Origin of the sequence: Fodinibius salicampi (assembly GCF_039545095.1) — a bacterium.
Lineage (GTDB): Bacteria > Bacteroidota > Rhodothermia > Balneolales > Balneolaceae > Fodinibius > Fodinibius salicampi.
Window position 1 is genome coordinate 1454758 of the sequence record NZ_BAABRS010000001.1, and the last position, 25264, is coordinate 1480021.

At 41.4% G+C, this 25264-nt stretch carries 21 protein-coding genes and 2 pseudogenes; 2 read left to right on the forward strand and 21 right to left on the reverse strand.

Features of this window, described 5'->3' with window-relative positions; all coding sequences use genetic code 11:
- Nucleotides 1-8 precede the first annotated feature (8 nt).
- Nucleotides 9-350 (forward strand): hypothetical protein, encoded by a 342-nt coding sequence (locus tag ABEB05_RS06045; protein WP_265788429.1) that lies wholly within the window; start codon nt 9-11, stop codon nt 348-350.
- A gap of 448 nt (nt 351-798) precedes the next feature.
- Here ABEB05_RS06045 and ABEB05_RS06050 read toward each other — a convergent pair whose 3' ends face one another.
- The 4 genes and pseudogenes from ABEB05_RS06050 to ABEB05_RS06065 form a co-directional block, all read right to left on the reverse strand.
- Nucleotides 799-1128, reverse strand: coding sequence for a sensor histidine kinase (locus ABEB05_RS06050; RefSeq protein ID WP_265789043.1), 330 nt, complete (start codon nt 1126-1128; stop codon nt 799-801).
- 66 nt (nt 1129-1194) lie between these two features.
- A pseudogene (locus ABEB05_RS06055) lies at nt 1195-1713 on the reverse strand (sensor histidine kinase); the annotation flags it as partial.
- Nucleotides 1652-2212, reverse strand: coding sequence for a PAS domain-containing protein (locus tag ABEB05_RS06060; protein WP_265788431.1), 561 nt, complete (start codon nt 2210-2212; stop codon nt 1652-1654). The gene ABEB05_RS06060 and the pseudogene ABEB05_RS06055, both read right to left, overlap by 62 nt.
- A gap of 153 nt (nt 2213-2365) precedes the next feature.
- Nucleotides 2366-2968: a PAS domain-containing protein gene (locus tag ABEB05_RS06065; protein WP_265788433.1), complete on the reverse strand. Its 603-nt coding sequence runs from the start codon at nt 2966-2968 to the stop codon at nt 2366-2368.
- Between the two features lie 747 nt (nt 2969-3715).
- Here ABEB05_RS06065 and ABEB05_RS06070 point away from each other — a divergent pair.
- Complete coding sequence (locus tag ABEB05_RS06070; protein WP_265788436.1) at nt 3716-7372, forward strand: multifunctional oxoglutarate decarboxylase/oxoglutarate dehydrogenase thiamine pyrophosphate-binding subunit/dihydrolipoyllysine-residue succinyltransferase subunit; 3657 nt, start codon at nt 3716-3718, stop codon at nt 7370-7372.
- 223 nt (nt 7373-7595) lie between these two features.
- Here ABEB05_RS06070 and folE2 read toward each other — a convergent pair whose 3' ends face one another.
- From folE2 to rpsR, 17 genes and pseudogenes are all read right to left on the reverse strand, one after another.
- Complete coding sequence (gene folE2, locus ABEB05_RS06075; protein WP_265788438.1) at nt 7596-8495, reverse strand: GTP cyclohydrolase FolE2; 900 nt, start codon at nt 8493-8495, stop codon at nt 7596-7598.
- Nucleotides 8496-8521: 26 nt separating this feature from the next.
- Entirely contained in the window at nt 8522-8974 is a 453-nt protein-coding gene (locus tag ABEB05_RS06080) for a 6-pyruvoyl trahydropterin synthase family protein (RefSeq protein WP_265788440.1), read from the reverse strand.
- A 160-nt stretch (nt 8975-9134) separates the two neighbouring features.
- Nucleotides 9135-10193: pseudogene (arsB, locus tag ABEB05_RS06085) on the reverse strand (ACR3 family arsenite efflux transporter).
- Between the two features lie 151 nt (nt 10194-10344).
- A complete protein-coding gene (locus ABEB05_RS06090; RefSeq protein ID WP_265788442.1) occupies nt 10345-10941 on the reverse strand; it encodes a low molecular weight phosphatase family protein in 597 nt (198 codons plus the stop codon).
- Nucleotides 10942-11040: 99 nt separating this feature from the next.
- Nucleotides 11041-11946 carry an arsenite methyltransferase gene (locus ABEB05_RS06095; protein ID WP_265788444.1) on the reverse strand — a complete coding sequence of 302 codons (906 nt, stop codon included), beginning with the start codon at nt 11944-11946 and terminating at the stop codon, nt 11041-11043.
- 1 nt (nt 11947) lies between these two features.
- Nucleotides 11948-12283: an ArsR/SmtB family transcription factor gene (locus ABEB05_RS06100; RefSeq protein WP_265788445.1), complete on the reverse strand. Its 336-nt coding sequence runs from the start codon at nt 12281-12283 to the stop codon at nt 11948-11950.
- Nucleotides 12284-12469: 186 nt separating this feature from the next.
- Nucleotides 12470-13852 (reverse strand): hypothetical protein, encoded by a 1383-nt coding sequence (locus ABEB05_RS06105; protein WP_265788447.1) that lies wholly within the window; start codon nt 13850-13852, stop codon nt 12470-12472.
- Nucleotides 13853-13961: 109 nt separating this feature from the next.
- Nucleotides 13962-16706 carry a TonB-dependent receptor gene (locus tag ABEB05_RS06110; RefSeq protein ID WP_265788449.1) on the reverse strand — a complete coding sequence of 915 codons (2745 nt, stop codon included), beginning with the start codon at nt 16704-16706 and terminating at the stop codon, nt 13962-13964.
- A 237-nt stretch (nt 16707-16943) separates the two neighbouring features.
- Complete coding sequence (ftsH, locus tag ABEB05_RS06115) at nt 16944-18989, reverse strand: ATP-dependent zinc metalloprotease FtsH (RefSeq protein WP_265788451.1); 2046 nt, start codon at nt 18987-18989, stop codon at nt 16944-16946.
- 147 nt (nt 18990-19136) lie between these two features.
- Nucleotides 19137-20171: a thiamine-phosphate kinase gene (gene thiL, locus ABEB05_RS06120; RefSeq protein WP_265788453.1), complete on the reverse strand. Its 1035-nt coding sequence runs from the start codon at nt 20169-20171 to the stop codon at nt 19137-19139.
- An 84-nt stretch (nt 20172-20255) separates the two neighbouring features.
- On the reverse strand, nt 20256-20708 hold the full coding sequence (locus tag ABEB05_RS06125; protein ID WP_265788455.1) for an ExbD/TolR family protein: 453 nt from the start codon (nt 20706-20708) through the stop codon (nt 20256-20258).
- Nucleotides 20709-20718: 10 nt separating this feature from the next.
- Nucleotides 20719-21264, reverse strand: a complete 546-nt coding sequence (locus tag ABEB05_RS06130; RefSeq protein WP_265788457.1) for a biopolymer transporter ExbD — start codon at nt 21262-21264, stop codon at nt 20719-20721.
- A 12-nt stretch (nt 21265-21276) separates the two neighbouring features.
- Entirely contained in the window at nt 21277-21546 is a 270-nt protein-coding gene (locus ABEB05_RS06135; RefSeq protein WP_265788459.1) for a hypothetical protein, read from the reverse strand.
- Between the two features lie 37 nt (nt 21547-21583).
- A complete protein-coding gene (locus ABEB05_RS06140) occupies nt 21584-22294 on the reverse strand; it encodes a MotA/TolQ/ExbB proton channel family protein (RefSeq protein WP_265788461.1) in 711 nt (236 codons plus the stop codon).
- A gap of 163 nt (nt 22295-22457) precedes the next feature.
- Nucleotides 22458-24473 carry a protein-disulfide reductase DsbD family protein gene (locus tag ABEB05_RS06145; protein ID WP_265788463.1) on the reverse strand — a complete coding sequence of 672 codons (2016 nt, stop codon included), beginning with the start codon at nt 24471-24473 and terminating at the stop codon, nt 22458-22460.
- 28 nt (nt 24474-24501) lie between these two features.
- Nucleotides 24502-24960, reverse strand: coding sequence for a 50S ribosomal protein L9 (rplI, locus tag ABEB05_RS06150; protein ID WP_265788465.1), 459 nt, complete (start codon nt 24958-24960; stop codon nt 24502-24504).
- Nucleotides 24961-24976: 16 nt separating this feature from the next.
- Nucleotides 24977-25228, reverse strand: coding sequence for a 30S ribosomal protein S18 (rpsR, locus tag ABEB05_RS06155; RefSeq protein WP_265788467.1), 252 nt, complete (start codon nt 25226-25228; stop codon nt 24977-24979).
- Nucleotides 25229-25264: the final 36 nt, after the last annotated feature.

The window sequence follows — 25264 nt, forward strand, 5'->3', positions numbered from 1 at the left end:
CTTATCCAATGCAAACCGTCCTAAAAGAAAAGGTTAATGTCGATGCGGTCTTTCGAAGCTTTAAAGACAGTGACAAGCACACCCGCAGCGGATGGGAGCATAAACGGATCCAGCCCCGTTACGTGAAACGCAAGAAAGGCGAAGTACTGACCATTACAGACGTGCGCCGCTCCTACGCCCAACGCAAAGGCGAGCGCCTGCAGGTCCATTTCGTGATCTGCTGCGAGGGGGAACGCTACTTTCACCTGGTCTATGATGCGGACAAGATCCTGTGGGTGCTGCTCTATGAATTTGACGATCAGATGCTCTTCGACGAAAAAGAGATTAACGTGGATATATCCATGGAGTAATTTTTTTGTAAGGGTTACGCCATAAAACGTATTTACATAGCCATTGAATTAATGAGATATAAGGTCATCTTTAATCGGCTGGCCTTTTCTTAGATTTATTATCTGTATAGTTGGAATCTGCTAAATACACATAAAGGGATCATTGCCTGCTATTATCCACCACAACGCCCTTTCTTGATTGCTATCCATCCAATGGGGTACCATAGATACCAGATGAAAAAGGTTAGGCTAAGTTTTCACTCTTAAGAAATATCGACTTTTGAAACAGTAATTTATATTTATTAGCTGCCCACTTTCCGGTTACACTTTTCAATCTTAGAAGCTCATAAAGTTATTGCCTTATTACTTATACCCTTTATTCAAATTATATCAATATTCCCGTCTTCCATATTATATTGTACTTAATACAATAGAGTTCGCTTAGCATTGACCGCTAATCATTTGTTGTTCATTCAACTACTGCACTACCGATACCTTTCACCTCAGCCTTTTCAAATGTTAACTGACAATGTGTACCCTCGCCGTTTGTAATATTTAACTCAGCATCCAACTGTTGTTGTAAAAGATTCACTAATGTCATTCCAATTGTTGAGGCATTGTTAGAATAATCCTCTTTGGGCAAACCGACTCCGTCATCATGTACGATTAAATAAACCTGGCCTTGCTCTTCCCCGAGACCAATTTCTATTTGCCCATCATTACGATCTTTAAAAGCATGCTTGTACGCATTTGTCAGAAGCTCATTTAAAATAAGACCGCATGGTATTGCTTGATTCACATTAAGGTTGATCGGCTCTATTTGCAGACGAAGTGAAATATTATTTTTGCTACCGTATACATCCTTTAACTTATTAGCGATTTTTCTTGCTGTTTCCCCAAAATTAAGGTGCGACAACCGATCCGACTGGTACAGCAGCTCATGAATAGCAGCAATAGCCTGAATACGCTGCTGGCCAATGCGCAAGGAATCTTGCAATTACGGGTCTTTACTCTCCGAGGCTTGCAACTCCAACATACCACTCACTATTGCCAAGTTATTTTTAACGCGATGATGGATTTCGTGGAGCAAAGTTTCTTTTTCTTTGAGTGATTCCTCCAGTTTTTCTTGGTAGGCAACCTGCTCACTAAAGTCTATCGCCTCAACAAAAATCCCATAAACCTCTCCACTATCATCAAACAGCGGTTTATATATGAAGTTAAATATGTATTCCTTTTGTGCTCCCTCTTTCGCTTTATCAAAATATATCGGCTCCCCACGTCCAACATAGGGTTCTCCTGTATCATAGACTTGGTTCAATAAATCAATGTATCCCTGTTGTTGGACTTCTGGTATTAACCTCAATAACCCGTTTACCAATAACATTATCTTGTCCCACGACTTCTCGATACGCTTTGTTGGCAATCACAAAGCGCATTTCAGAACCTTCCAGTAAACACTTCGGAGTGGGGGGCTTCTTCAAACATCTCTTTAAGCTTGTCCCGACCTGTTTCTGCTTGCACGCGCTGCGAGTGTTCTTCATGCAACGAAGCTTGCATTTTTTTTCTAAATTTTTCTGTTTTGTAACATCAACACCGGAACCAACGATATAGGTCTGGTCATGTTGCTGAAATTTATTTGCTATAAAATCATAAATAGCAGTATTGTCTCCAGCAGTATATAGTTTTAATTCAACTCTCGCATGTCCTTCTTCAAATACGTTAGCAATTGATTCGCGGATAAGTTCCTTATCATCATCATGGACAAACGCTTCCGCAGGTTGTCTACTAATCTCCCCATCTGTTAATCCAAATACGTCTGTAGAATGGGCGTTCCATTTTATTACTTCCCCTTGCTCATTTAATACAAATAATACGCCAGGCAAGCTTTTTAATGTTATATCATTAAATTCTTTTTCATAGCGCAGTGCCTTTTCCGTCTCTTTACGATCGCTTACATCACGGAATATTAAACTGGTCCGTTGTTCTCCTTTGTAATTGGTAAAAACAGATGTTGTCAGCTCACCAGGTATATAGCGTCATGATTTGTGGACATAGGTAAGCTCACCGGAAAATTTACCCGTTTCCGACCGTTGTTCCAGCGCTTTCTCTAACTTTTCATCTTTGGCGACAATTCCTTCACGACCTTTACGGGTAATTTCCTGTTCTGTCATACCAAGGATGTTGCAAGCTGCTTTGTTGGCTTGCAGGATATCACCATTCGGAGCGGTAAGCATTATGCCATCCAAGCTATTTTCAAAGAGCATTTCATACTTTTGCTGATAATCTATCTTGCTGGTCACATCCTGGACAACGACCAGTTTATAGTTATTCCCTTCGTAAGAAACAGGACTGGTTAATACACGAACAAATAAATCATCCCCATTTTTCTTTTGATGGCGCCACAGACCTGCATTATTGAACTCCGGTTTCTTATCGTTGCCTAGATGCTTCTTTAACGTTTCAACTTCGCTGGCAGGACGCAACTGGTCAATAGTCATCGAGCACATCTCACTGTGGGAATACCCGTATAGCTCAACGGCCGATTGGTTTACTTCCTGTATGGACAGATCTGAAGGATCATATATCCACATCGGATTTGGGTTCTCACTAAAGAACAGATCTACATTTTTAATATCCATAAACTAAACACCCCTAACCCTCGTGCAGATTTTATCATATTAAATCCTTTTAAGGTTTTAAGGAAAGCAAAAAACTACAAAATTAAATCTTTTATAAGAATCGGGGAGGGTATTTGTAATACTAAAACCTTCTGTCAAAGAAAACTTACCTTATCCTCCATTTCGTAATCTATTTAAGTTTATTTGAGGACGAATTTGGGATCCCAAATAACATAGAATGCAAGAACTTGGAAAACAAAAAGAGCGAAGCGAAAGGGAATGATAGAATCCCGTGATTTTATCGGAGAACGATTTGTACTTGTTGGCAGAAAAGGAGTTACAAGATTACAAAGTTAAGGGGAAATCTAAATAAAGGATATATTGAACTGGTTTATATAATTTTATGTTGGTATGGAAGCCGATCAACCAAGGCACAACATTCTGAATCAAATTAGCACTTTTCTATACATGGCGGCAAGGACACGGGCATAGGCTATTGCCAAACACATTGGGAAATAAACAGTTTTAAACAGACATGCCCTTTAATGGGAATTTATGGAGATATAGCGGGGTGTGACTACCGAATTATCATCACCAAAATACTCCTCAAAACACATAAATAAGCATCTACATCTTTACTGTTTTTTACCATAACAATGGTTAACTTTAGGCTTGGTAGTATGTTCTGAGAAACCAAAATATCTGTCAATTTTAATAGTTGAACTCGTTTTAGCTACTAATTTTTAACTTACTCAAAAAGATCACATTTTGAAGTCGCTCGAAGCTGTTTTTGGTCCCAATTCCGCACTTGTTGAAGAACTTTTTAATCAATATAAGGAGGACCCCTCCTCTGTTCCCGCTCACTGGAAACAATATTTTGATGATATTGATGAGGATGGCACCGCGGAAGAACTGAAAAAAGAAGCAAAAAAAGCAGATAATGGTGCTCCCGCTTCTGCCCCATCCAAACCTAAAGCTCCTGCTAAGGAGAAAAAACAGAAAGATACTAAGGAAGAAGAAAGCGCTGACGTTCCTAAGGGGGCTACGCTGGAAAAAATAAAAGGGATTTCCAGCAAGATTGTAGAAAATATGGATGACAGTCTTAATATACCTACGGCTACCTCCGTCCGCGTGCTTCCCATGAAAATGCTTATTGAGGATCGGGCTATTATTAACCGGCACCTTCTGCAGCGCGACGAGCAAAAGTCCTCTTTCACCCATTATATTGCATGGGCCATTGTTCAGGCTCTGAAGGAGTATCCGAATATGAACAACTCCTTCGTCCGTAAAGATGGGGATCCTTATAAAGTTATTCCCGATCAGATTAATCTGGGTCTGGCCGTTGATGTAGAAAATAAGGACGGCTCCCGAAATCTGCTGGTTCCAAATATTAAGGGTGTGGACCAGATGGATTTCAAGGAATTTCTCAATGCCTATAACAACCTGATTGCCAAAGTTCGAAACGGCAATCTTCAAATTTCTGATTTTGAAGGAACTACCCTTACACTGACAAATCCCGGAATGATCGGAACCGTACAGTCCGTACCAAGGCTTATGGAAACACAGGGAACGATCATTGCCACCGGAGCTATCGACTATCCGGCCGAATACCAGTCGATGTCCCAAAAGGTGCTCAATAAACTGGGCATCAGTAAGGTAATGACGGTCACTTCTACGTATGACCATCGGGTTATTCAGGGAGCTGAATCGGGCTCTTTCCTTAAAAAGATGCATAGTCTACTCAACGGGGAAGAAAACTTTTATGAGCAAATTTTTGAAGATCTAGAAATTCCCTATGATCCCCTCCCCTTTGGTGAAGATAAATATATAGGTCAGCTGGACGGGCAAGGTGCTACGCTTGAGCAGAATAAGCGGGCGATCGCTGTTATGCGCCTCATTAACATGTATCGCACACGGGGACACGTACTCGCTGATCTCGATCCATTAAGCGATGAACCGGGTCATAGTCCAGAGCTGGATCTTGAATATTATGGACTTACCCTGTGGGATCTGGACCGGGAATTTTATTGTGGCGGACTGGGTGGTAATGAAAAAGCCTCGCTTCGTGAGATTGTTCGCCTGCTCCGCGATACCTATTGTGGTAAGATTGGGGCCGAATACATGCATATTCTGGATCTGGAGGAACGCCAGTGGTTGCGGGAGCGCATGGAATCTACCACTAATACGCCGGAATTAGACAAAGAGCAGAAAAAAGAGATCCTGCACAACCTCAACCGTGCCAAAGCGTTTGAGCAGTTTTTACATAAAAAATATATTGGTCATAAAAGATTTTCACTGGAGGGCGCCGACACGCTTATTCCAATGATGCACCACATGTTGGAAAAAGCCGGTGAAGATCAGGTTGAAAAAATGTTCATGGGCATGGCCCATCGGGGACGTCTAAATATTCTCGTAAATATAATGAACAAGCCTTACCGCAAGGTATTTGCTGACTTTGAGGGAAATCTTGATCCGGACAGCATTCAGGGTTCGGGTGACGTCAAATATCATCTCGGTTCGAAAGGAACGTATCAAACGAAGGCAGATGAAGAAATCAATATCGAGCTGATGCCGAATCCAAGCCATCTCGAATCGGTTAATCCGGTTGTTGAGGGAGCTACAAGGGCAATTCAGGACCATCATGAAAGTGAATCTGCAAACAAGCACATTGTTCCTATCCTTATACACGGTGACGCAGCATTTTCAGGCCAGGGTGTTGTGAGCGAAACGCTTAATATGTCCCAGCTCGATGCCTACCAGACCGGGGGTACAGTACATATTATTATTAATAACCAGATTGGTTTTACGACCCTTCCAAAAGATGGCCGTTCGACCGAATACGCTTCTGATCTGGCCAAAATGATCCTTGCTCCCATTTTTCATGTAAATGGAGATAACCCCGAAGAAGCTGTTCACGCTATGCAGATGGCTTTTGAATATCGGCAGAAATTTGGTAAAGATGTCATTATTGATCTGGTTTGCTACCGCAAGCATGGTCATAATGAGGGTGATGAACCAGCCTTTACACAACCGGGTATGTACCAAGAGATCGATAATCATCCGCCTGTACGTGATATCTATGCAAAGCACCTTCTAAAGCAGGAAGAGCTGACCGAAGAAGAAGTTCAGGAAATCTTTGATGAATTTGACGATCTGTTGAGAGAAGCATTTGAGGACGCCAAGAACGCTTCTCCGCTCGAGGTTACCGAGGATATGATTGAGCGCCATGAAACCAAGCAGGAGGACTGGCCGGAATTCCCTGATACAACATATCCCGAAGATGAGCTTAAAGATATTGCGGTTAAGTTAAATACCGTTCCCAAAAATTTTGACGCGAATCCCAAGCTTTTAAAACAATTAGCGAAGCGCGCCGAAATTGTAGAAAATAATGAAAAGAAAATTGACTGGGGTTTTGCTGAAGCACTAGCCTTTGGCTCTCTCCTTAAGAAAGGCACAACGGTACGCCTGACGGGTCAGGATGCCGAACGAGGCACTTTTTCACATCGGCATGCCAAACTCCATGGTACGGAAACCGATCAGGAATTTATTCCGCTCAATAATCTGAGCGATGACCAAGCGCCTTTTTATCCATATAACAGCCTGTTGAGTGAGTTTGCCTGTGTAGGTTTTGAGTTCGGCTATAGTGCGGCTGAGTTGGATGCATTGGTTATCTGGGAGGCCCAATTTGGTGACTTCGCCAACGGGGCACAAATTCCGGTGGATCAATATATTTCGGCTAGTGAGGCCAAATGGGGACAAAATTCTTCCCTGGTAATGACACTGCCCCATGGTTATGAGGGTCAGGGGCCGGAACACTCTTCCGCACGTCTTGAACGTTATCTGCAGCTCTGTGCTGAGGATAACATGCAGGTTGTGAACCTGACTACACCGGCACAATATTTTCATATTCTCCGTAAGCAAGCCAAGCAGGAGGATAAACGTCCTCTTATCATTATGTCGCCGAAAAGCTTGCTACGGCATCCACTGGCTACCTCAAAAACTGAGGATCTGGCCAAAGGAGTCTACAAGCCTTTTATCCCGGACCACGAAGTAGAAGATAAAGATAAGATTGATCGACTGGTTATTTGCTCTGGGAAGGTATATTATGATCTCTACAAAGAGCGAGAAGATGAGGAAATTGAAAATGTAGCCATCACACGCTTGGAACAGTTCTATCCTTTTCCTGATAAAGATCTGGAAAACATACTGGAAGAATATGCACATGTAGAGGATATCGTCTGGTGCCAGGAGGAACCAAAGAATATGGGTGGTTGGTTCTTTGTAAATCCCCGAATAACAGAACAACTTCGGGATAATCAATCCTTACGCTATGTGGGACGACAGGCTTCCGCCTCTCCTGCTGCCGGACAGGTTAAAATTCATAAAGCTGAACAGGAAAAACTTATCAATTCGGCCTTAAAATAACGATAAGATAAAAGCTTAAAATAAGAAAAAGGCCTGACCATCGAATCTTGGTTAGGCCTTTTCATTTTTTTGAGCTATATAACTTCCTACTGCTATTGATAAGCGTCACGCTTATCATATATTTGTTTCAAGCATAGACGCTTAAAACAGCCATTTATTTTAATCCTTTATCTCGAACTCAGGTTACTTCACAACAGTTAAAATTATCAACTATTAATAAACCCTACCGAAGACCATTGGGTACGCCCTTACAAATACGACTAACCGCATCGTGGCTGTGCAGGCTCTCCATATGCACACAGCGGATTACAAAGTCAACAATCTCATCCTGTTCATTCAGCTGCTCATATAATAACCGAGCAGCATCCTCTACAAATTTTTGGAAAGCTCCATTCATCTCTGCAAAAGCCTGCTCATCTTCACGTTTGACCATTACCTGAGTTTCCGTCATCAACGCTTCGCGACAATGTTCTACCAAGTCCTCCACGAAAAGAGAATCATCCAGTTCGACGGTCATGCTGGCTAAGCTTCGCTGACTGTGTGGTACCGTTGCAACCCCACGTTTATCCCGGGCGTGCTCCGAAAGCTCGTAAGAGCATGGGCAGGCACTGCTATATTCAAAATCCAGATGCATAAACTTTCTAAATTTCCCATCTTTGCCCATGGTTCCCTCTATAGAAACAGGATAATACTGATATCCTTCTAATCCGGAACGTAAGCTTTCCTGCATGATTGGATAATTAAAAGACAGACGCAGGTAGGCGGATTGAGAGTCCAAATCCTCCCGGTAACACTCTAGAACTTCCTGAAGCTTATCCGGATGGAAGACCTCATCCTTAAATTTATAAAAAGAGCGCATAATGCGACTCATATTGATGCCCTTTTTCCCCGCTTCCAAACCTACATATCCATCTACCGAGGTTTCGAGCGTAATAAGCTCGCCATCGGGACGCGGATACTTTAACGGTAGCTTAAAATCAGAAATACCTACCTGTTGAATAGGTACGTCAGCGCCTTCGATGAGTGACGCCGGACCATTTTGGAGGTCCGGAAGGCTATCTTTATAGTCGTCAGACACAGTAAATGTTGGATCGTAATAACGCTTCAATTTTGTAGATATCATTCGTTCGTGCTACTGTTGAAGAATATTTATTTCAAATCAGGTAAAGGTTTACCTAAGAGATACGGACAATATTTAGCCGAATTTCGTTCAGTTTCTTGTAAATAAACACTGTAAAGGAAACCGTTATTCTCAAGTTCATTTGCTATGGGACCTTTTAGTTCATCAAAAAAAGCCTTAGCTAAATTTTCAGTCGATGGAATTACATCATCCAAAAACGGTACATCCAGATTCAAATTCTTGTGATCGCATTTATCGACAATCTTCTTTTGAATTATGGATCTTAATATTGACAGATCGATTACATAACCAGTTTCATCATTAATATGGCCGGCAACTGTAACCTCAATATTATAATTATGGCCGTGCCAGTGCTCATGGTTACACTTCCCAAACGTCTGACGATTCCATTCATCCGAACGATCTGGATTATGTAAGCGGTGAGCAGCATTAAAATGCGCTTTTCGTTTTACAAAAACCAAGCTAATACCGTTTTATTGTTTAAATTTCGAATTTATAAAACGGATCTGTATTGCCCATGGTTCCATTTTATCAGAATAACTCTAAATTATTACCATTTGGCATTTATACCAAAAATATGAAAAGAATAGTTATACTTCTGATATTTTTATTTTATTAAGTCTATAAACCGGAAGCATCTATTGCAACAGTAGACTGGTAAAACTTTCTCTTTAACCAGAAAGCAACATTCACCAGTGCAATAAGGGCCGGAACCTCAATCAAGGGGCCCACTACTCCAGCAAAAGCTTGTCCGCTGTTTAATCCAAATACAGCTATTGCAACGGCAATAGCCAACTCAAAGTTGTTACCGGCAGCTGTAAATGAGATAGATGCATTTTTATCGTATCCGGCTCCCATCACTTTGCTCACTGCAAAACTAATGAAAAACATCACCACAAAATAGATCAGCAGCGGTACGGCAATACGAGCCACATCCATTGGAATTTGGACAATGAGTTCTCCCTTGAGGCTGAACATAACCACGATGGTAAACAGTAGTGCAATAAGCGTCATCGGTGAAATCGTTGGTAAAAAAACTTCCTCATACCACTTTTTGCTTTTTAAACGGACCAATCCAAAGCGACTGAGCATACCGGCCAAGAAAGGAATCCCTAAATAGAAGGCCACACTTTCAGCGACGGTATAAATTAAAATATTGACAATGGCTCCTTCGAATCCAAGTAGCGGGGGTAGTTTGGTAATAAAAATCCAAGCATAAAAACTGTAGGCAAAAACCTGAAATACGCTGTTGAGTGCTACTAAACCAGCTCCATATTCATTACTTCCCTCTGCTAAGTCATTCCATACCAATACCATAGCGATACAACGTGCCAGTCCGATCAAAATAAGTCCCACCATGTATTCCGGATAATCGTGCAGAAAAATTAATGCCAAACTAAACATCAGCGCCGGACCTATAATCCAATTCTATATCAATGAAATACTCAAGACTTTGACATCCTGAAAAACCTTTGGCAACAATTTATAATCCACTTTGGCCAGCGGTGGATACATCATTAAAATCAGCCCAATAGCGATGGGAATATTGGTAGATCCGCTGCTGAAGGAATTGATGAATTCAGGCGTTGATGGAATTAAATAACCGATCACCACTCCGAAAGCCATCGCTACAAAAATCCACAAAGTTAGGTAGCGATCAAGAAAGTTCATTTTTTTCATTGGATCAGGTGTACTCATTTAGAAATTTGTGCAATCAAAGTTTGATTCTTTTATGGTGTTTGTGAGTATATATCCTGAAATGAGGACTACCATGTCAGGGCTTCGCAGTACAAGTTCAGGATGAACATGAAAAAATCTTTATCTCAATTACTCATACTTTTGACATCAAGTAATACATCTCTGTGGCGATTTGACGGCATCGCTCATCGTAGGTCTCTTTTTCTCTCGGCGTATCATCAGACTCTTTGGGATCGACATACGGAATAGAGAATCGTTTTTCCGCACCCGGTACGAACGGACAGTTTTCGTCGGCATCGGAACAGGTCATAACCGCCGCGAAATTTTTCTGGGGATTGTATGAATCATCGAATGTTTTAGAGAAGCAGATCAACGGCTCGTTTTCATCACTGAAATATACTTCATATCTAGGATTTTCTCCTTCGGGATCTTGTATTTTAAATCCGGCCCGCTCTATCGCTGCCACTGCTCTTGGATTAAAAGCCGTTGCTTCAGTGCCTCCCGAATAGGTTTCTATATTATCGATGTCAAAATACTTTGCCATTACTGCTGACCAAATTTGGCAGAGATGGCTTCGACGACTATTATGCGTGCAGATAAAGGTTAAGTTTACTGAATTCTTTGATCGAATATAATCGGCTATATCCTTTAACTTTTGTTTTCGTTGAGCCGCGATTTCTTCAAGGCTTTCTTCCAGACTGCTGATGTAATTTTCTATTTCAGAATACACTATAGTTTCGTTAGATAGTATTTGTTCGTTTCCAATTGGATTGCAGGGAGGTATTGCAATACGTCCCTGCAATGTGGAAAAATCTTTATTGGCTTTTTATCAGCAGCAATCTGATCCCGGTGTACAAACAGCCCCTTCCTCTATCATTTTAATTTCTTGCTCTGAATTTTTAGAGTCAGTTTCCTCACCCGGCTTTTGGGCAAAAACAGTAATACTAAATATGCCGGTATCGCCATTTTTAAAACCCTCTATTTCTTCTTCAGATAAATATCGGGTTAAAATATCATCCGGTATTACAATGGGCTTTTCTTTTTGAATGGTAATATTCTCAAATCCCAGTTCTTTAATATGACTCATATATTCATCCTTCTGAATCGCTCCAGCCACACAACCGGCATACATCTCGGCGTCTTCGCGCAAGGCCTTTGGCAACTCTCCTACCAGTACGATATCGGAAATGCTAAAATGTCCGCTAGGCTTCAGCGTACGAAAAATTTCCGAAAATACTTTTTGTTTATTCGGTACAAGATTTAATACACAATTACTGACAATAACATCAGCCAGGTTATCTGAAACGGGCATATCTTCAATATCACCTTCCCGGAACTCCACATTATTAAAGTTCAATTTTTTGGCATTTTTGCGGGCTTTCTTAATCATTGGTTTTGCAAAATCAATACCAATAACTTTACCCGTCTGACCGGTTTCGTGACGCGCTATAAAACAGTCATTCCCGGCTCCGGATCCCAAATCAATTACAGTATCTCCCTCTTCAATTTTGGCAAACTGTGTGGGCAAACCACATCCAAGTCCCAAATCGGAATCGGCATTATATCCTTCGACCTCACTATAGTCATCGGACATAATATTGTACACCTCGTCAGAACTTTCACCCGAACCGCAGCATGAACTTGCGTTATATTCCGATGACTGTTCGCTTATCTGACTATATTTTTCTTTTACGGCTTGCTTTAATTCTTCCGCAGTTTTCTGTTTTGTACTCATATCAGCAGCAATTTTCTTGAGTTGCAGTTTTTAAATTCGTTAAAAGTGGTGTCAAAAGTTCTTCCATTTCTGCTATGCCCTTTTCATCAAGACAGTAACAGGTACGCACGCCATCAATTTCTCCTTTTATGACTCCTGCTCTTTTTAAGGCTTTTAGATGCTGAGAAACTGTTGACTGAGCCAACGGAAGCGCATCAGTGATATCGCCACATATGCATGTCTCACGTTCGGCCAACAGTTCAATTATAGCAATTCGGGCCGGATGTGCAAGTGCTTTCATCAGCTCGGCTGATCGTTTTTGTGAAGGTTTAAAAAGCTTTGCTTTGGTTATTGCCATATCCTTTAATTGTAAATCGTAATTATACGATTAATGTACATTCTTCTATCCCGAAAATCAACTCAATATTAAGATTTAAATAATAAGGAAGGGCCCGAATCAACGGACCCTTTCCTGTGATCAGCACACCTCACACAATATATGTGAGACGATGTATGTGAAATGAAACCTATTGGTGGCTATTGCCTATTGATTCGGCCAACGCACCCAGCTACCTTCCCGTGTCCAGTCTTCGGTTCCAAAGGCTCCTCTGTATTCAACCTGGGTAAAGAAACCATCATTAGGAGGGGTTGCACCTCCGGAAAGGGCTGAAGAGCCAGCTTGGAGACTAAAGTTGTAGTTGTCCGGATCATTAAACATCGGATCGAACTCTTCATATGAATCTGCATAGCGATCTGCATCCGGCTGCTCAGCACGTCCACCTGCGCCAGATACATCCTGGAAATCATCATTAGTATATAATATGAAACCGTTTAGACTTAAGGCATCGGGATAATTGACATAGGTATCATCCCCTTCCTCTTCGGCATCGCCACCTTCCAGAACAAACGGAGCGCCATCCATGTTAGATACGATGAAATTGTTATATGATCCTTCCAGATTTTCGCGTAATCGCAGTCCAAAATTATTCTTTTCGGGACTGCTTCCCTCTCCGGCACCATATACAGTAACATTATAAAGATTGGGTGAAGTAGGTCCGTTTCCACCATCACAATCCGAGAGATCGTCACAACCATCATTTTCGAAACCGTTGTCAGCCCCGGGCTTTTGAACGGCTAACCAAAACTGCCCTCGTCCGGTCCAGCCCTGGTCATAATCATAGGAATCGTCATCGGCCCCATAAGCTACGAAGTATTTAATATCAACGGTACCACCGAATAATTCTATCCCATCATCACTGCATTCATAGGTTTGTACATATTCAATCGTCGTTCCACTACCTACCGAATAGAGCGTTAGCGCTTGGAGCTCTGATCCTTCAGAGATACTGAAACCTGTATATTCAATTCGAACATATCGAAGAATTCCACTGTCGTCGTCACCCTTGTCCCCGCCATATTGAATGGCATCATCCAAGCCTTCCACTTCACCGACTCCACTTGGATTTGAGTTTGGAGCGTGACCGGTCAAAATAATTCCGCCCCAGTCGTTGCGTTCCGGATTGTCCCTGGCAGACGTAAATACGATGGGATTGTCAGCGGTACCTTCAGCTACCAGACGGGCCGTAGGACGTGGTCCATCGGAGAAGTTTTCTTCATCTTGATCGAGAGTGATAATGGTACCCACATCGTTAGAATTACCGTTGTGATACTCGAAACTTACCGTCACGCCCGGTTCAATAGTTAGCGTTACTCCGGGAAGAACAAAATGCGGTCCAGCGAGTGTAGTATCATTACTCCACGTTTGATCTTCGGTAATAAGTGTACCGGGAAGATTTTCATACACTTCAGGAATTTCTTCATCCCCACCATTATCAGGATTGGTTGGACTATTATCGCTGCATGCCGATAACAACAATGAAAGCGGCAGCACAAACATTAGTAGTTTTTTTGTTACGGTAGTAATCATTTGATTATATTTATTTGATTGTGATTGGATTCTGATTTAAGGTCAGTAAGTTGTGAAATACGTTTTAAGAAATTATTACCACAGCATAGGCATACTATTATGATTGCGGTTAGAAGTTGTAGCTAATACCAACATTATAGGTGACACCGGGCGCATATTTATTGGTGATTACATCTCCCTGTTTATACACTACCTCTTGGTCTAACAGATTTTCAACATCTGCTTTAATTGTAAACTGACCCGGGCGATATTTGACGCCTAAATCCACTTTATGGAATGGCTGTTCGTATTCATCATCCGGATGACGTCCCATCCCAACGGTTACAATACGCTCACCGAAGGTGTTATAATTGGCTGAAAGCTCCATATTCCATTGCGGTATGGTATAAAACGTCCCTGCATTAAAAGAATAGGGAGACTGTCCATACATCGGCCGTTCAAAGTTTGCCGTCCGGAACCGATCTTCTTCCTTGCTTCGTGTCTCGGACAGGATATATGAAGCATTAACAACTAACTGAAGTTGTTCAGTAACGTTTCTCCTCCCTTCAACTTCTATTCCATACAGATTTGCCTGATCCGCATTTTTATACTGTACTTCCGTACGCTCGGTAAAGCGATAGAATAGCTCTATAGGGTTAAAAAACTTTTTATAAAAGGCGCTGATAGCAAATATTTCGCCTGGATTAGGATAGCTTTCAAACCGAATGTCATAATTGTGAATAAGTGTGCGGTTAAGATCAGGATTTCCATAAACTATTTGAGATCCTACAAAGTCCTGAAACCGAAAATCAGAAATCTCCCGGAATTCAGGACGGGCCAGAGTCATTGAAAATGCCCCTCTAAAGTTGATTTTATCTGAAGCGCTATAAGTTGCATTAACAGCGGGTAGGATATCCGTTTTATCCACGTTAGCAATCGCCTGGCTTTCACCATCATTTCGAATTTTTACCTTTTGGATTGATTGCTCAACACGAGCCCCCGCTTCTAGTGTGAGGTTTTCGATAAAATCCATATTAGCACTAAGGTAACCGGCAAGTAAGGTCTGCTCACCCTGATAAGAATCACGTGCTTGTGTAGTCTCGACCAAATCAAGCTGATCGTTTTCTATCAAAACCGGATCAAGGGCTACATTGGCGGGTTCATCTTTTCGGTCGTTGGGATAAGCTCCGGAAAAGTTTTGATACTCCAGGCGTCGGGCATTAAAATCTCTGTCCTTTAACAATCCCGAAAAACCTGCTTTAAGTCCCAAAGACCGAAGGGGCTGTAATTCATAATCGACCTTAGCAGTATAATTATTATCCAGCTGATCAGAGAAGAAATGAGTATTGCCCCCGTCATCAAAATAGATATTATAAGTATCCGATGGCGTCAAATTGTATTGTGTTGTTCGTCTATCCGGACGATCCTGCTTTGCCCGCGAATAGCTTATGTTTACAGAAAGTTGGGATTGCAGGAAAGAATCAAAATACCGTTCCAAGATACCGCTACTCGAAAAAATGGCTCGGCGATTAAAGTCCTGAACGGTCTGCCGGGTGTTTCTTGGATAATTAACGTAATCACCAATAATCAGCTGAGTAGAGTTCTCGAGTGAGTTTGAATAAAGATTTTTCAATCCTATTTTTGTTTTTGAATTGGGCTTGAGAAACACATTTAACATACCGCTAAGTGTAGCATCCTCCTTTCCCTCACGGCGCATATAATCGGCGTTTAAAACATTCTGATCCGCATCGCTATTATAACTTTGGATAACCCGGTACTCTCTGCCTGGTTGGTATGAGCGATCATATTTATAACTGAAGTTAGACACAATCCCAATCGGAAGGTTTGCTTCATTGAGCTGGTCGGCATAGCTCAACTCGAATTTTTGGGAAGGAATCGCTTGCTGATTACTATTTATTAGCCAATCCCCATGGAGAGCATTTGCCAGCTCTTTTTCATTTTCAGATGTCACCCTGCTATTTTTGATTACCGCTGGCAAGGTTCTTTTCCCGTTATCAAATCCAAGAAAATCCATAGGACTGCCCCGGTAACCAATCGTATTTTCAAAAGTAGAAACAGAGTTGTAGCTGGTAGAATAGGAAAAGCCAATATTTTTTTCTTCCGGGAATTCTTTTGAAGTAATTTGTACTGAACCCCCGGAAAACTCTCCTGATTGGTCGGGTGTAAATGTTTTTTGAACTACAATATTCTCTACTGATCCACTATTAATAAGATCAACCGGTGCTTCCTTTTTAGTGGGACTCGTTGAAGGAACCGGAGCCCCATTTAACTGTACATTGCTGTAACGATTGCCCAATCCCCGTATAAAAACATCCTTACCATTGAGCAAGGTAACCCCCGTCACCCTTTTCATTGCAGAAGCTACATTACCATCCCCGGTCTTTCCTAAGTATTCGGATGACAATCCATCCTGCATCGGTACCGCTTTTCGTTGGATGGATAAAAGTCCTGCCTCACTGTCTGTGCTCGCCTGCGCCGTAACGGTCACTTCACCCAGACCAATTGTTTCCGGTTGTAAAGAGACATTCAGCTGCGTTACTTCTCCCGACTCAACCTGAATATCCGTTATATTTTTCTTGGTATAAGATATGTAGGAAACCGTAATAGAATGGGAGCCCGGTTGTATTCCACTAATACGATAGACCCCATCAATATCCGATGCTGCTCCTTTGGTGGTACCTGAGATGGATACATTGGCACCTATGATGGGCTCTCCCGATTCGGCATCTACTACCTTGCCGGTAATAGTACCTAAATCATCTGACTGGGCTTTTGCTGATAGAGAAAAAGAGTAGAAGACGATGGCTAAAAGTAACGCCGTTTTAAACCATTGACTAAAGAGTTGAATATTCACGATAAGTGTGCTGTTTTTTTTTGATTGAATCCTCAACATGAGATCCAATAATAGCACACTCAGATTGTCCGAATATTACACGATCTTTATCAGTCTGTTATTCTAATTTTACGTTATTGTTAACAACCTAACCCAAATCAGCAGATTTGATTATGCTTGCATCATAATTAAGATCAGACTCTATTGATTCAAAAACACCCTTTCTTAATCTTACCCTGAAAACGGTTATCCAATTTATTATTCAGTACTCTGATTATCCCCACTTCTCTCCCCTTCAACAATATCAGCTTCAGAAATATTTTTAGGCTGACCGTTTTTCTCCTGCTGATCCTTTTCACTTTCAAATATACCCTCGGGGTATTTACCCTCTGGATGGTCTCCTAATAATTCTTTCAGATCATTATGGTCAATCACCTCTTTGTCCAGCAAAGTCTTGGCCATCATTTCGAGCTTATTTTTATGCTCATTGAGCAGTGATTTTGTCCGTTCATAATTCTCTTTAACAATTTCACTAATGGCCTCATCTATCCGTTCAGCGGTATGTTCTGAATACTTCTTGTTAAAACCATAACTGTTCTCCGGATTTTTAGAATCCTTAAGGGACAGATATCCTATTTCTTCACTCATTCCATATTCAGCAACCATGGCGAATGCCATGTTGGTAATACGCTCAAGGTCATTCTGGGCACCGGTTGAAATTCGTCCAAAAATAATTTCCTCCGCTACACGTCCGCCCAGTAATGCACAAATTTTATCGTTTAATTCTTCCGTCGTCATTAGGAAACGATCCTCTAGCGGAGTTTGAAGGGTATATCCCAAGGCAGCTAATCCACGGGGAACAATGCTAACCTTTAATACCGGATCCGTATGTTCCAAATACCATCCCACAATGGCATGACCTGATTCATGGTAAGCCACAATCTCGCGCTCTCTCGGATTAATTAGCTTATTTTTTTTCTCTAATCCCGCAATCACCCGCTCAATGGAATCCTGAAAATCTTCCATTTCCACAGAATCTTTATCTCGGCGGGCGGCCATTAATGCAGCTTCATTACAAAGGTTTGCTAATTCAGCTCCGGCAAAGCCTGGAGTTTGTGATGCCAGTAGCTTCAGGTCTATATCGTCTGAGAGCTTAAGATTACGGGTATGCACCTTTAAGACTTCTACCCTTCCTCTTAAATCTGGCTTATCAATTAAAATCTGTCGGTCAAAACGACCGGGACGTAAAAGCGCAGAATCTAACACATCGGGACGGTTGGTGGCAGCCATAATGATTACCCCCTTATCCGTATTGAAGCCATCCATTTCACTCAGGAGCTGATTAAGCGTATTTTCCCGTTCATCATTTGATCCCATCATTGCTCCTTTCCCACGGCTACGCCCAATGGCATCAATTTCATCAATAAAAATGATGCAGGGAGCCTTTTCTTTTGCCTGTTTAAACAAATCCCGTACCCGGGCGGCTCCTACTCCTACGAACATTTCCACAAAATCGGACCCACTGAGACTAAAGAAAGGTACATCGGCCTCCCCGGCAGTAGCTTTAGCCAATAATGTTTTACCAGTACCCGGAGGGCCTACCAACAGTACTCCTTTAGGCAGAGTACCTCCAAGCCTTGTAAATTTCTCAGGATTCTGCAAAAACTCAACAACTTCCTCTACTTCGGTCTTTGCCTCTTCAAGACCCGCTACATCCTTGAACGAGATCTCACTGTCTTTCTGCTTATCGTATAACGAAGCTTTGTTTTTCCCAATGTTCAACACCTGCTGTCCTGGATTCATCCGGCGGAAGATAAAAATCCAAAAAAGGATGGCTAGTCCAATTGGAATAAGCCATATTAAAATACCCCCAAACCAGTCTTCTTCAATCTGCACATCATAAGTAACACCATGCTCATCCAAAATCGGACGGATCTCATCCCCTTCAAGCATGGTAGTTTGAAATATATTCTGGGTGGTAGAACTGCCCACCTGCCAATCATCTCCTTGTTCGACAGTATCTATAATTCCTTCATTAAGCGCTTTCTCGCTATATTTCCCGCTTATATAGCTCCCGTTGGTAATCGTAATCTGATCAATATATCCTTTTTCAACATAACTAAGGAAGGTACTATACTTAATTCGCTCTCCACTTTCGGAATTCATGAAATATACCTGTACTCCAAGAAGAGCCAATAGTAATACTACGTAAATCCAAATTGGAAACTTTGGTGAATTAGTTTTGCCCTCACCTGAACCCTGATTACCTGATTTCTTTTTTGAAGACTTATTCTGTTCAGACATGTATGAACTCTTTGCAAATTTCTCTTATCAACTAAATATACGGCAAATATTTATAGTCTGCGTACTTATCCAATAAATTAGCAATATATAACGAATTGAATTTTATAAACGTATACTCAAATGAAGTCTCTGATATTATGAGTCTCTTTACCCTTCTGAATCATTAAAGGATACCACTCCTCCCTCAGCTTGTTGCATACGAATTCCTTCTTCTTGATTCTTGACTTGTCCTATCACCGTGAAGTCACTAAACTCTTCCGACAACTTTTCTACATTTTCTTCCGGGAGCGTAAAAACCATTTCATAGTCCTCCCCACCATAAAGGGCATATTTATCCACATCTTCTTTCATTTCATCAGCCACGTTCCGCGTATCTAAGGATATAGGTAATGTAGCCTGATAAAAATAAACGCCTTTTCCTGAAGCTTCGGCAAGGTTCTGCAAATCATTAACCAGACCCTGGGTGAGGTCAATCATTGAGGTTGGGATAATATCTAAATCACGAAGTATTTCAATAAAACTTTTTCGAGCAATGGGTACCAGCTGCCGTTTTACCACATACTCGTAATCATCAAGGTTGGGCTGGAAGGACTGTTGTTGTTTTTCTTCCTCCCAAAACTTTTTTTCCCTCATTAGGATTCTCAAGCCAGCGGTAGCTCCTCCAACATCACCGGTAACACAGATCGCATCTCCTATTCTTGCTCCACTACGGTAAGTAATTAGCTCTTTATCAACATTCCCATAGCAACTTATGCTAATTCCCAATAATTGATGAGAAGCAGAAAGGTCACCTCCTACAATTTCAAAATCATAATCCTTACCAGCCGCACCAATGCCCTTATAAATTTGCTTGAGCATATCCACAGACATTTTATTGGGAACTGATAAGTTAACCAATACCGCGTCCGGGGTTCCATTCATGGCATATATATCACTTACCGCAGCAGTAGCTACCTTATATCCAAGATGGTGAAGTGGTACATAGGTCAGATCAAAATCCACTCCTTCCATAAAACTTTCAGAAGAAAGCAGTTTAAGATGATCTGAATTCTCTAAAACCGCACTGTCATCGCCCCATCCTTTAATCGTTTCCTTATGCTGAGTCTCATTATGTTCCATCAGCTCATTAATAAGTTCACGACGTCCCAGTGACTGAATTGTTCGAAATTCGTTATCTGCCATAAAAGTTTGAATAGCTATAAATAAAAAAGGCAGGTACACATGATGTGTACTTGCCTTCTAAAGTTTAATAAATATTATGAAATATTACTGATTTACTTCCTGCCTTGTAGAGTAATTAATTCGAAGCGTTCCAGCCTCACGTAGTTCTTCCTGAACATCGGTAACGATACCGGTTTCGGTATCTTCATTAACCCTGAGTGAGACAATCAACTTGGGTTGCTCCGTGTACTTATCGTACATTAAATTACGAATAGCACCAATATCATCAATTATAGCATCATCAATCTGGATGCGTGTTTGTCCAAGCTCTCCTCCTCCAAGTTTTTCAGGACCAATATAAATGTAGCTTATCAGACGTTTCTGCTCAATCTTTTCAACATTTTCTGCTTCCGTAAAATTAATTTGCACCTGCAATTCAACTTCACGGAGTACCGTTGTAACCATAAAAAAGATGAGCAACATAAAGATAATGTCAGGCATCGCAGTCATTGGTACTTCCTGACTTGTATCAGCCGATTTTTTTTCGAAATGTGCCATAGATTATACGTTATCCTTCGTCGGGTTCTGCAATTGAGATTTTCTTTGGAAACATATCCTTAATAGTCTGTTGCTGCTCGCTATCTTCCTCTAACTGACCGTAGTTTCTGCCATACTCTGCCTGGGCTGCTTGATTGCGAAGTTCTGCATAAGCACCCATAACCTCATCCAGCATATTAATATACGTTCTGTATGGGGTCTGTCTGGCTGTTTTAATAGAAACGATAGCTTTATCGGGCGATTCAGATAAATTAGGGTCTTCGCCATTATTCGTAACAAAGTCCTTTATTTTCTGTTTCACCTCAGAAATATCCGTAGGCTCATCATCCATCAGCACCATACCCTGGGCATTAACCAAAATATTTAACAAATTCCGTTCCTTAATGGGAGGTGGATCCTGTTCTTCTTCAGGAGCAGGTGGCAACTGAAGACCAATACCCGTATCGATATCTATCGTCGTAACGAGTAGAAAGAAGATAAGCAAAAGGAAGGCAATATCAGCCATTCCCGCCCCACCCAATTCGGGATCTTCACGTCGTGTTTTTTTATCAAACATAATAGTGAATGATTAAATATTTAAAGTTCCGCGTAGACCCGTCAGAAATATTAGCAGAATCATTGCAGCCATCATAAAAATCATGGTAGCAACTCCCGCTTCCGTTATGTCACCAAATACTCCATAACTAATACCGAATACTACAAAGGGTACCAGCATGGTTCCTACTTTCTTAAACTCCGCCTTACCTTTAATGAGGCTTTGGATACCGGAATAGAGCATACCTAATACTCCAAGTCCGATTAATGCCAAGCCTAATCCTATGCCTATAGTTGGAATCATAATATTATCAAATAAAGAATTAGTTTTTAGCTCTTATTTACTCTTCGTCGGACTCTGGCGCAACCTGCTTACCCTCTTTGAGCATAACAATAGAATCTATAAGAGTAATGGAGCTTTCTTCCATTTCAGAAATTATGCGATCAATTTTAGAAACGCAGTAGTTATAACCAACCTGTAAGATAATACCTGCAAGAAGTCCTGCAGCAGTTGTTAAAAGAGCTACCTTAATACCTCCAGCAACCAGCGATGGTGAAATATCGCCTGCCTCTTCAATGGCATCAAATGCCTGAATCATACCTACAACCGTACCGAGGAATCCGAGCAAGGGAGCAATGGCAATAAATAGTGATAGCCATACCAAACCTCTTTCAAGGAAACTCATTTCAATAGATCCATAGGCTGATATTGCTTTTTCAGCCGCATCTATACCTTCATCAACACGCATCAAACCAGCTTGAAAAACAGATGCCACCGGACCTCTTGTTTCGGCACAAAGCTGACGAGCAGCGGGAACCCCACCTTCATCTAACGCCTCCTGTACATCCACAACAAATTTCCGAGTATCAATATCAGCCAAGTTCAATGTGATTATTCGCTCAAGAAAAATAGCTAAACCTAAAATGAGAGCGACAAGGACCGGCCACATAAACCCACCATCGTTACCTTCATTAAATCTTTGTACAAGTACATTAAAAAATCCTTGATCCGCTCCTGCTTGAAGGAAAAAGAGAGTTATAGACGTTATCATACGATTACTCCAATTAAATTATATTAGTTATCTGTTAATAAGGGGTCTGAAAGATGAAAAATGATAGATTAATTTCATTAAAAAGTCAAAGGCAGAAGGCATTATTTTTATAATCCACCTTTTAAAAGGATATTTTAACAAAATTTATCTTTCTAATACTAGTTCATCCACTTTTAACCCTGTTAGCTTTTTGTTCAAAACGTTGAAGACCTATATCCAAAAAATTCTGGAATTCTTCCTGACCGGCATAGCCAACCAGTTGTGCAATAATTTCTTCGGTTTGAGGATCAATAATTACATAAGTAGGTAACGCTACCGTACCCGTAATTTCAAATTGAAATCGTTGATTTTTTGGACCCTCAGATCCATCGTCTGTATATAAACGCACTTGCTCCATTTTTGCAAATCGTTTTTGGATAGAACTAAGAGGAAAGACATTTGTTTCCATTGCCCGGCAATTTGTACATGTATAGCCTGTAAAGTCAATAAATAAAGGTTTATTCTCCTCCCTGGCCTTCGTTAAAGAAGCTTCATAATTGGAAGACCACTGACTTTCTTCCCCTTCGTTTGTGCCTGTCCCCCCCTGTTGTGCGAGAGTTCGGACAACACTTACGTCTGTGGCTTGTTTTGGAGGCAGCCAAGAATCCCAAATTCCAAGTGAAGCACCGAGCAATCCAGGTATAAGGTAAAAACTAAAAAGAATGAACGGGAGTGATAGCATCAAACGACCTGCGCCTATTTTCTCTGGCTTTTTATCATGGGATAGTGAAAAGACTCCCAAGACATATAAACCAGCAACAAAAAATATAGCTATCCAGGCTGCAATAGCAAAGGGACGGGAGATCAATCCCCACTGCCATACCAAATCAGCGTTAGAAAGAAATTTAACGGCCGCAGCCAGTTCTATAAAACCCAATAATACCTTAACCACATTCATCCACGATCCACTTTCAGGCAGAGATTCTAACCATCTGGGGAAAAGGGCAAAAAATACAAAAGGACTGGCAAATGCCCCTGAAAAACCAGCCATACCAATAATTGGATAGAACCATTCACCACCGGCTGTAGCGGCCAGTACGCCTCCTACAAACGGCGCTGTGCATGAGAAAGAGACAGCACTAATTGTTAGGGCCATAAATAAAATTCCGACAACACCAGAACTTTCATTGCTCTTTTTATTCAGCCAGTTTGTTAACTGATACGGCAGTCGTAATTCAAAAGCCCCCAAAAGGCTCACTGCAAATATCACAAGTATAATAGCTATAAACAGGTTAACCCAAGGGTTTGCTGCAAATTGATTCGCTCCTGATGCTCCAATAAAAAATGCTAAAAGAGCCCCCAGAATTGTGAAAGTAAGTACGATGGCCATCCCAAAACCAAGAGCCTGACCAATGGCACGGCTGCCCTGGCCCTCTTTCTGCTTAGAAAAAAACGAAACGGTTAGTGGAATCATCGGAAATACACAAGGAGTGAGTAAAGCCGCAAAGCCAGCTGTTAAAGCGATCCAAAGAAAAGAGAATACTCCACCTCCACCTAAGCCACCTGCGTCTGTACTTGCTGCTCCTGTAACACTTCCGGTTTCACCAGACGAAGCTGGACTATTTCCCTCCTCTATATTGCCTGCAGCAGAAACATCTTCATCAGGACTTTCATCATTACTCCGCTCCTCAAAATCTGAAAAGGGATCGTCTGCAACACCGGCAATAGTAACCGACTTAGTAATAGATTTTGTCTTGGGAGGGAGGCAGGATTTGTCATCACAAACCTGGTATAAAACTTCCAGGTCAATCATGGTAGAGCCTTCCATATCTGGTTTAAAAGCTACAGGAATGGTAAAAGTAGCAGATTGGGTGTGCCAGCCTAGTTCAGCATTGAAATTAGGGTCCATCTCTATGGATGGTTCCGATTCCGAAACATCGCCTGCGATTGCCATATCTGGATTTGCAGAAGAAAACTGGGTAGGATACGGTCCCGCATCCGGATCGTTTGCGATGGAATAAAGATGCCACTCACCTTCAATTGAGGCTTCAATCGTAATCTCTGCCACCTCACCCGCAGCTATCTCTTCAGGAGCTTCCGTAATGGTGTAAGAGACCGGATCCAGAACCTGACTATAAACAAAAAATGGGGATAACATCACCATGATGCTCCCCATTAAAAATAATATAACTTTTTTCATATCCAGTAGTTAAATGAAACGCGGGATACTACTTCTTAACTACCCATACTTTAATCTGTGCCTTTATATCTCCAACCAGATTAACCGTGGCAGTATATTCTCCCAGCGTATTGATGTCTTGATCTAACGAAATCTTACGCTTGTCTATTGTAATATCTCGTTCTTCCAATGCATCTGCAACATCTTGATTCGTTACAGAACCATGGATACGCTCATCTTCGCCGACAGAAACGGGGATAGTGACCGATGTTGTTTCCAGTTGTTCAGCCATATTTTGAGCCGACTCTATCGTCAACTCAGCACGCCGTTCTGCTTTCTCCTTCATTCGCTCTAATCGATTGAGCGCCCCGTCAGTAGCCATCATAGCTTTACCCTGGGGGATCAAATAGTTACGGCCGTAACCAGCCTTTACCTCAACGATATCACCAGAGTCGCCGAGTTTTTCAACATCTTCTCTTAAAATTAACTTCATGTATTTATTAGCCATAGAAATAAAAAATTTTTTATCGAAGGTTATCTGCTACATATGGAATCATACCCAAAAAGCGGGCACGTTTAATTGCACGGGAAAGCTGACGCTGATACTTTGCACTTGTACCGGTAACACGTCGTGGCAAAATCTTTCCCTGATCGTTCATAAATCGCTGCAACAGATCAGTATTTTTATAATCAATGTACTCAATACCAGCCTTAGAAAATTTGCACTTTCTGGTTTTTATCTGATTTTTCTTCGGATGTGATGGATTCTTAATCATAACAAAAAATAGTTGTAGTTATAGAAATGGATTTAA

Coding starts and splice junctions, on each gene's coding strand:
- ABEB05_RS06125 (WP_265788455.1), bottom strand. CDS start 20,708: ATGGCACATTTCGAAAAAAAATCGGCTGATACAAGTCAGGAAGTACCA.
- ABEB05_RS06105 (WP_265788447.1), bottom strand. CDS start 13,852: ATGATTACTACCGTAACAAAAAAACTACTAATGTTTGTGCTGCCGCTT.
- ABEB05_RS06065 (WP_265788433.1), bottom strand. CDS start 2,968: ATGGATATTAAAAATGTAGATCTGTTCTTTAGTGAGAACCCAAATCCG.
- ABEB05_RS06145 (WP_265788463.1), bottom strand. CDS start 24,473: ATGAAAAAAGTTATATTATTTTTAATGGGGAGCATCATGGTGATGTTA.
- ABEB05_RS06100 (WP_265788445.1), bottom strand. CDS start 12,283: ATGGCAATAACCAAAGCAAAGCTTTTTAAACCTTCACAAAAACGATCA.
- ABEB05_RS06095 (WP_265788444.1), bottom strand. CDS start 11,946: ATGAGTACAAAACAGAAAACTGCGGAAGAATTAAAGCAAGCCGTAAAA.
- rpsR (WP_265788467.1), bottom strand. CDS start 25,228: ATGATTAAGAATCCATCACATCCGAAGAAAAATCAGATAAAAACCAGA.
- ABEB05_RS06135 (WP_265788459.1), bottom strand. CDS start 21,546: ATGATTCCAACTATAGGCATAGGATTAGGCTTGGCATTAATCGGACTT.
- ABEB05_RS06130 (WP_265788457.1), bottom strand. CDS start 21,264: ATGTTTGATAAAAAAACACGACGTGAAGATCCCGAATTGGGTGGGGCG.
- rplI (WP_265788465.1), bottom strand. CDS start 24,960: ATGGCTAATAAATACATGAAGTTAATTTTAAGAGAAGATGTTGAAAAA.
- ABEB05_RS06140 (WP_265788461.1), bottom strand. CDS start 22,294: ATGATAACGTCTATAACTCTCTTTTTCCTTCAAGCAGGAGCGGATCAA.
- ftsH (WP_265788451.1), bottom strand. CDS start 18,989: ATGTCTGAACAGAATAAGTCTTCAAAAAAGAAATCAGGTAATCAGGGT.
- ABEB05_RS06045 (WP_265788429.1), top strand. CDS start 9: ATGCAAACCGTCCTAAAAGAAAAGGTTAATGTCGATGCGGTCTTTCGA.
- thiL (WP_265788453.1), bottom strand. CDS start 20,171: ATGGCAGATAACGAATTTCGAACAATTCAGTCACTGGGACGTCGTGAA.
- folE2 (WP_265788438.1), bottom strand. CDS start 8,495: ATGATATCTACAAAATTGAAGCGTTATTACGATCCAACATTTACTGTG.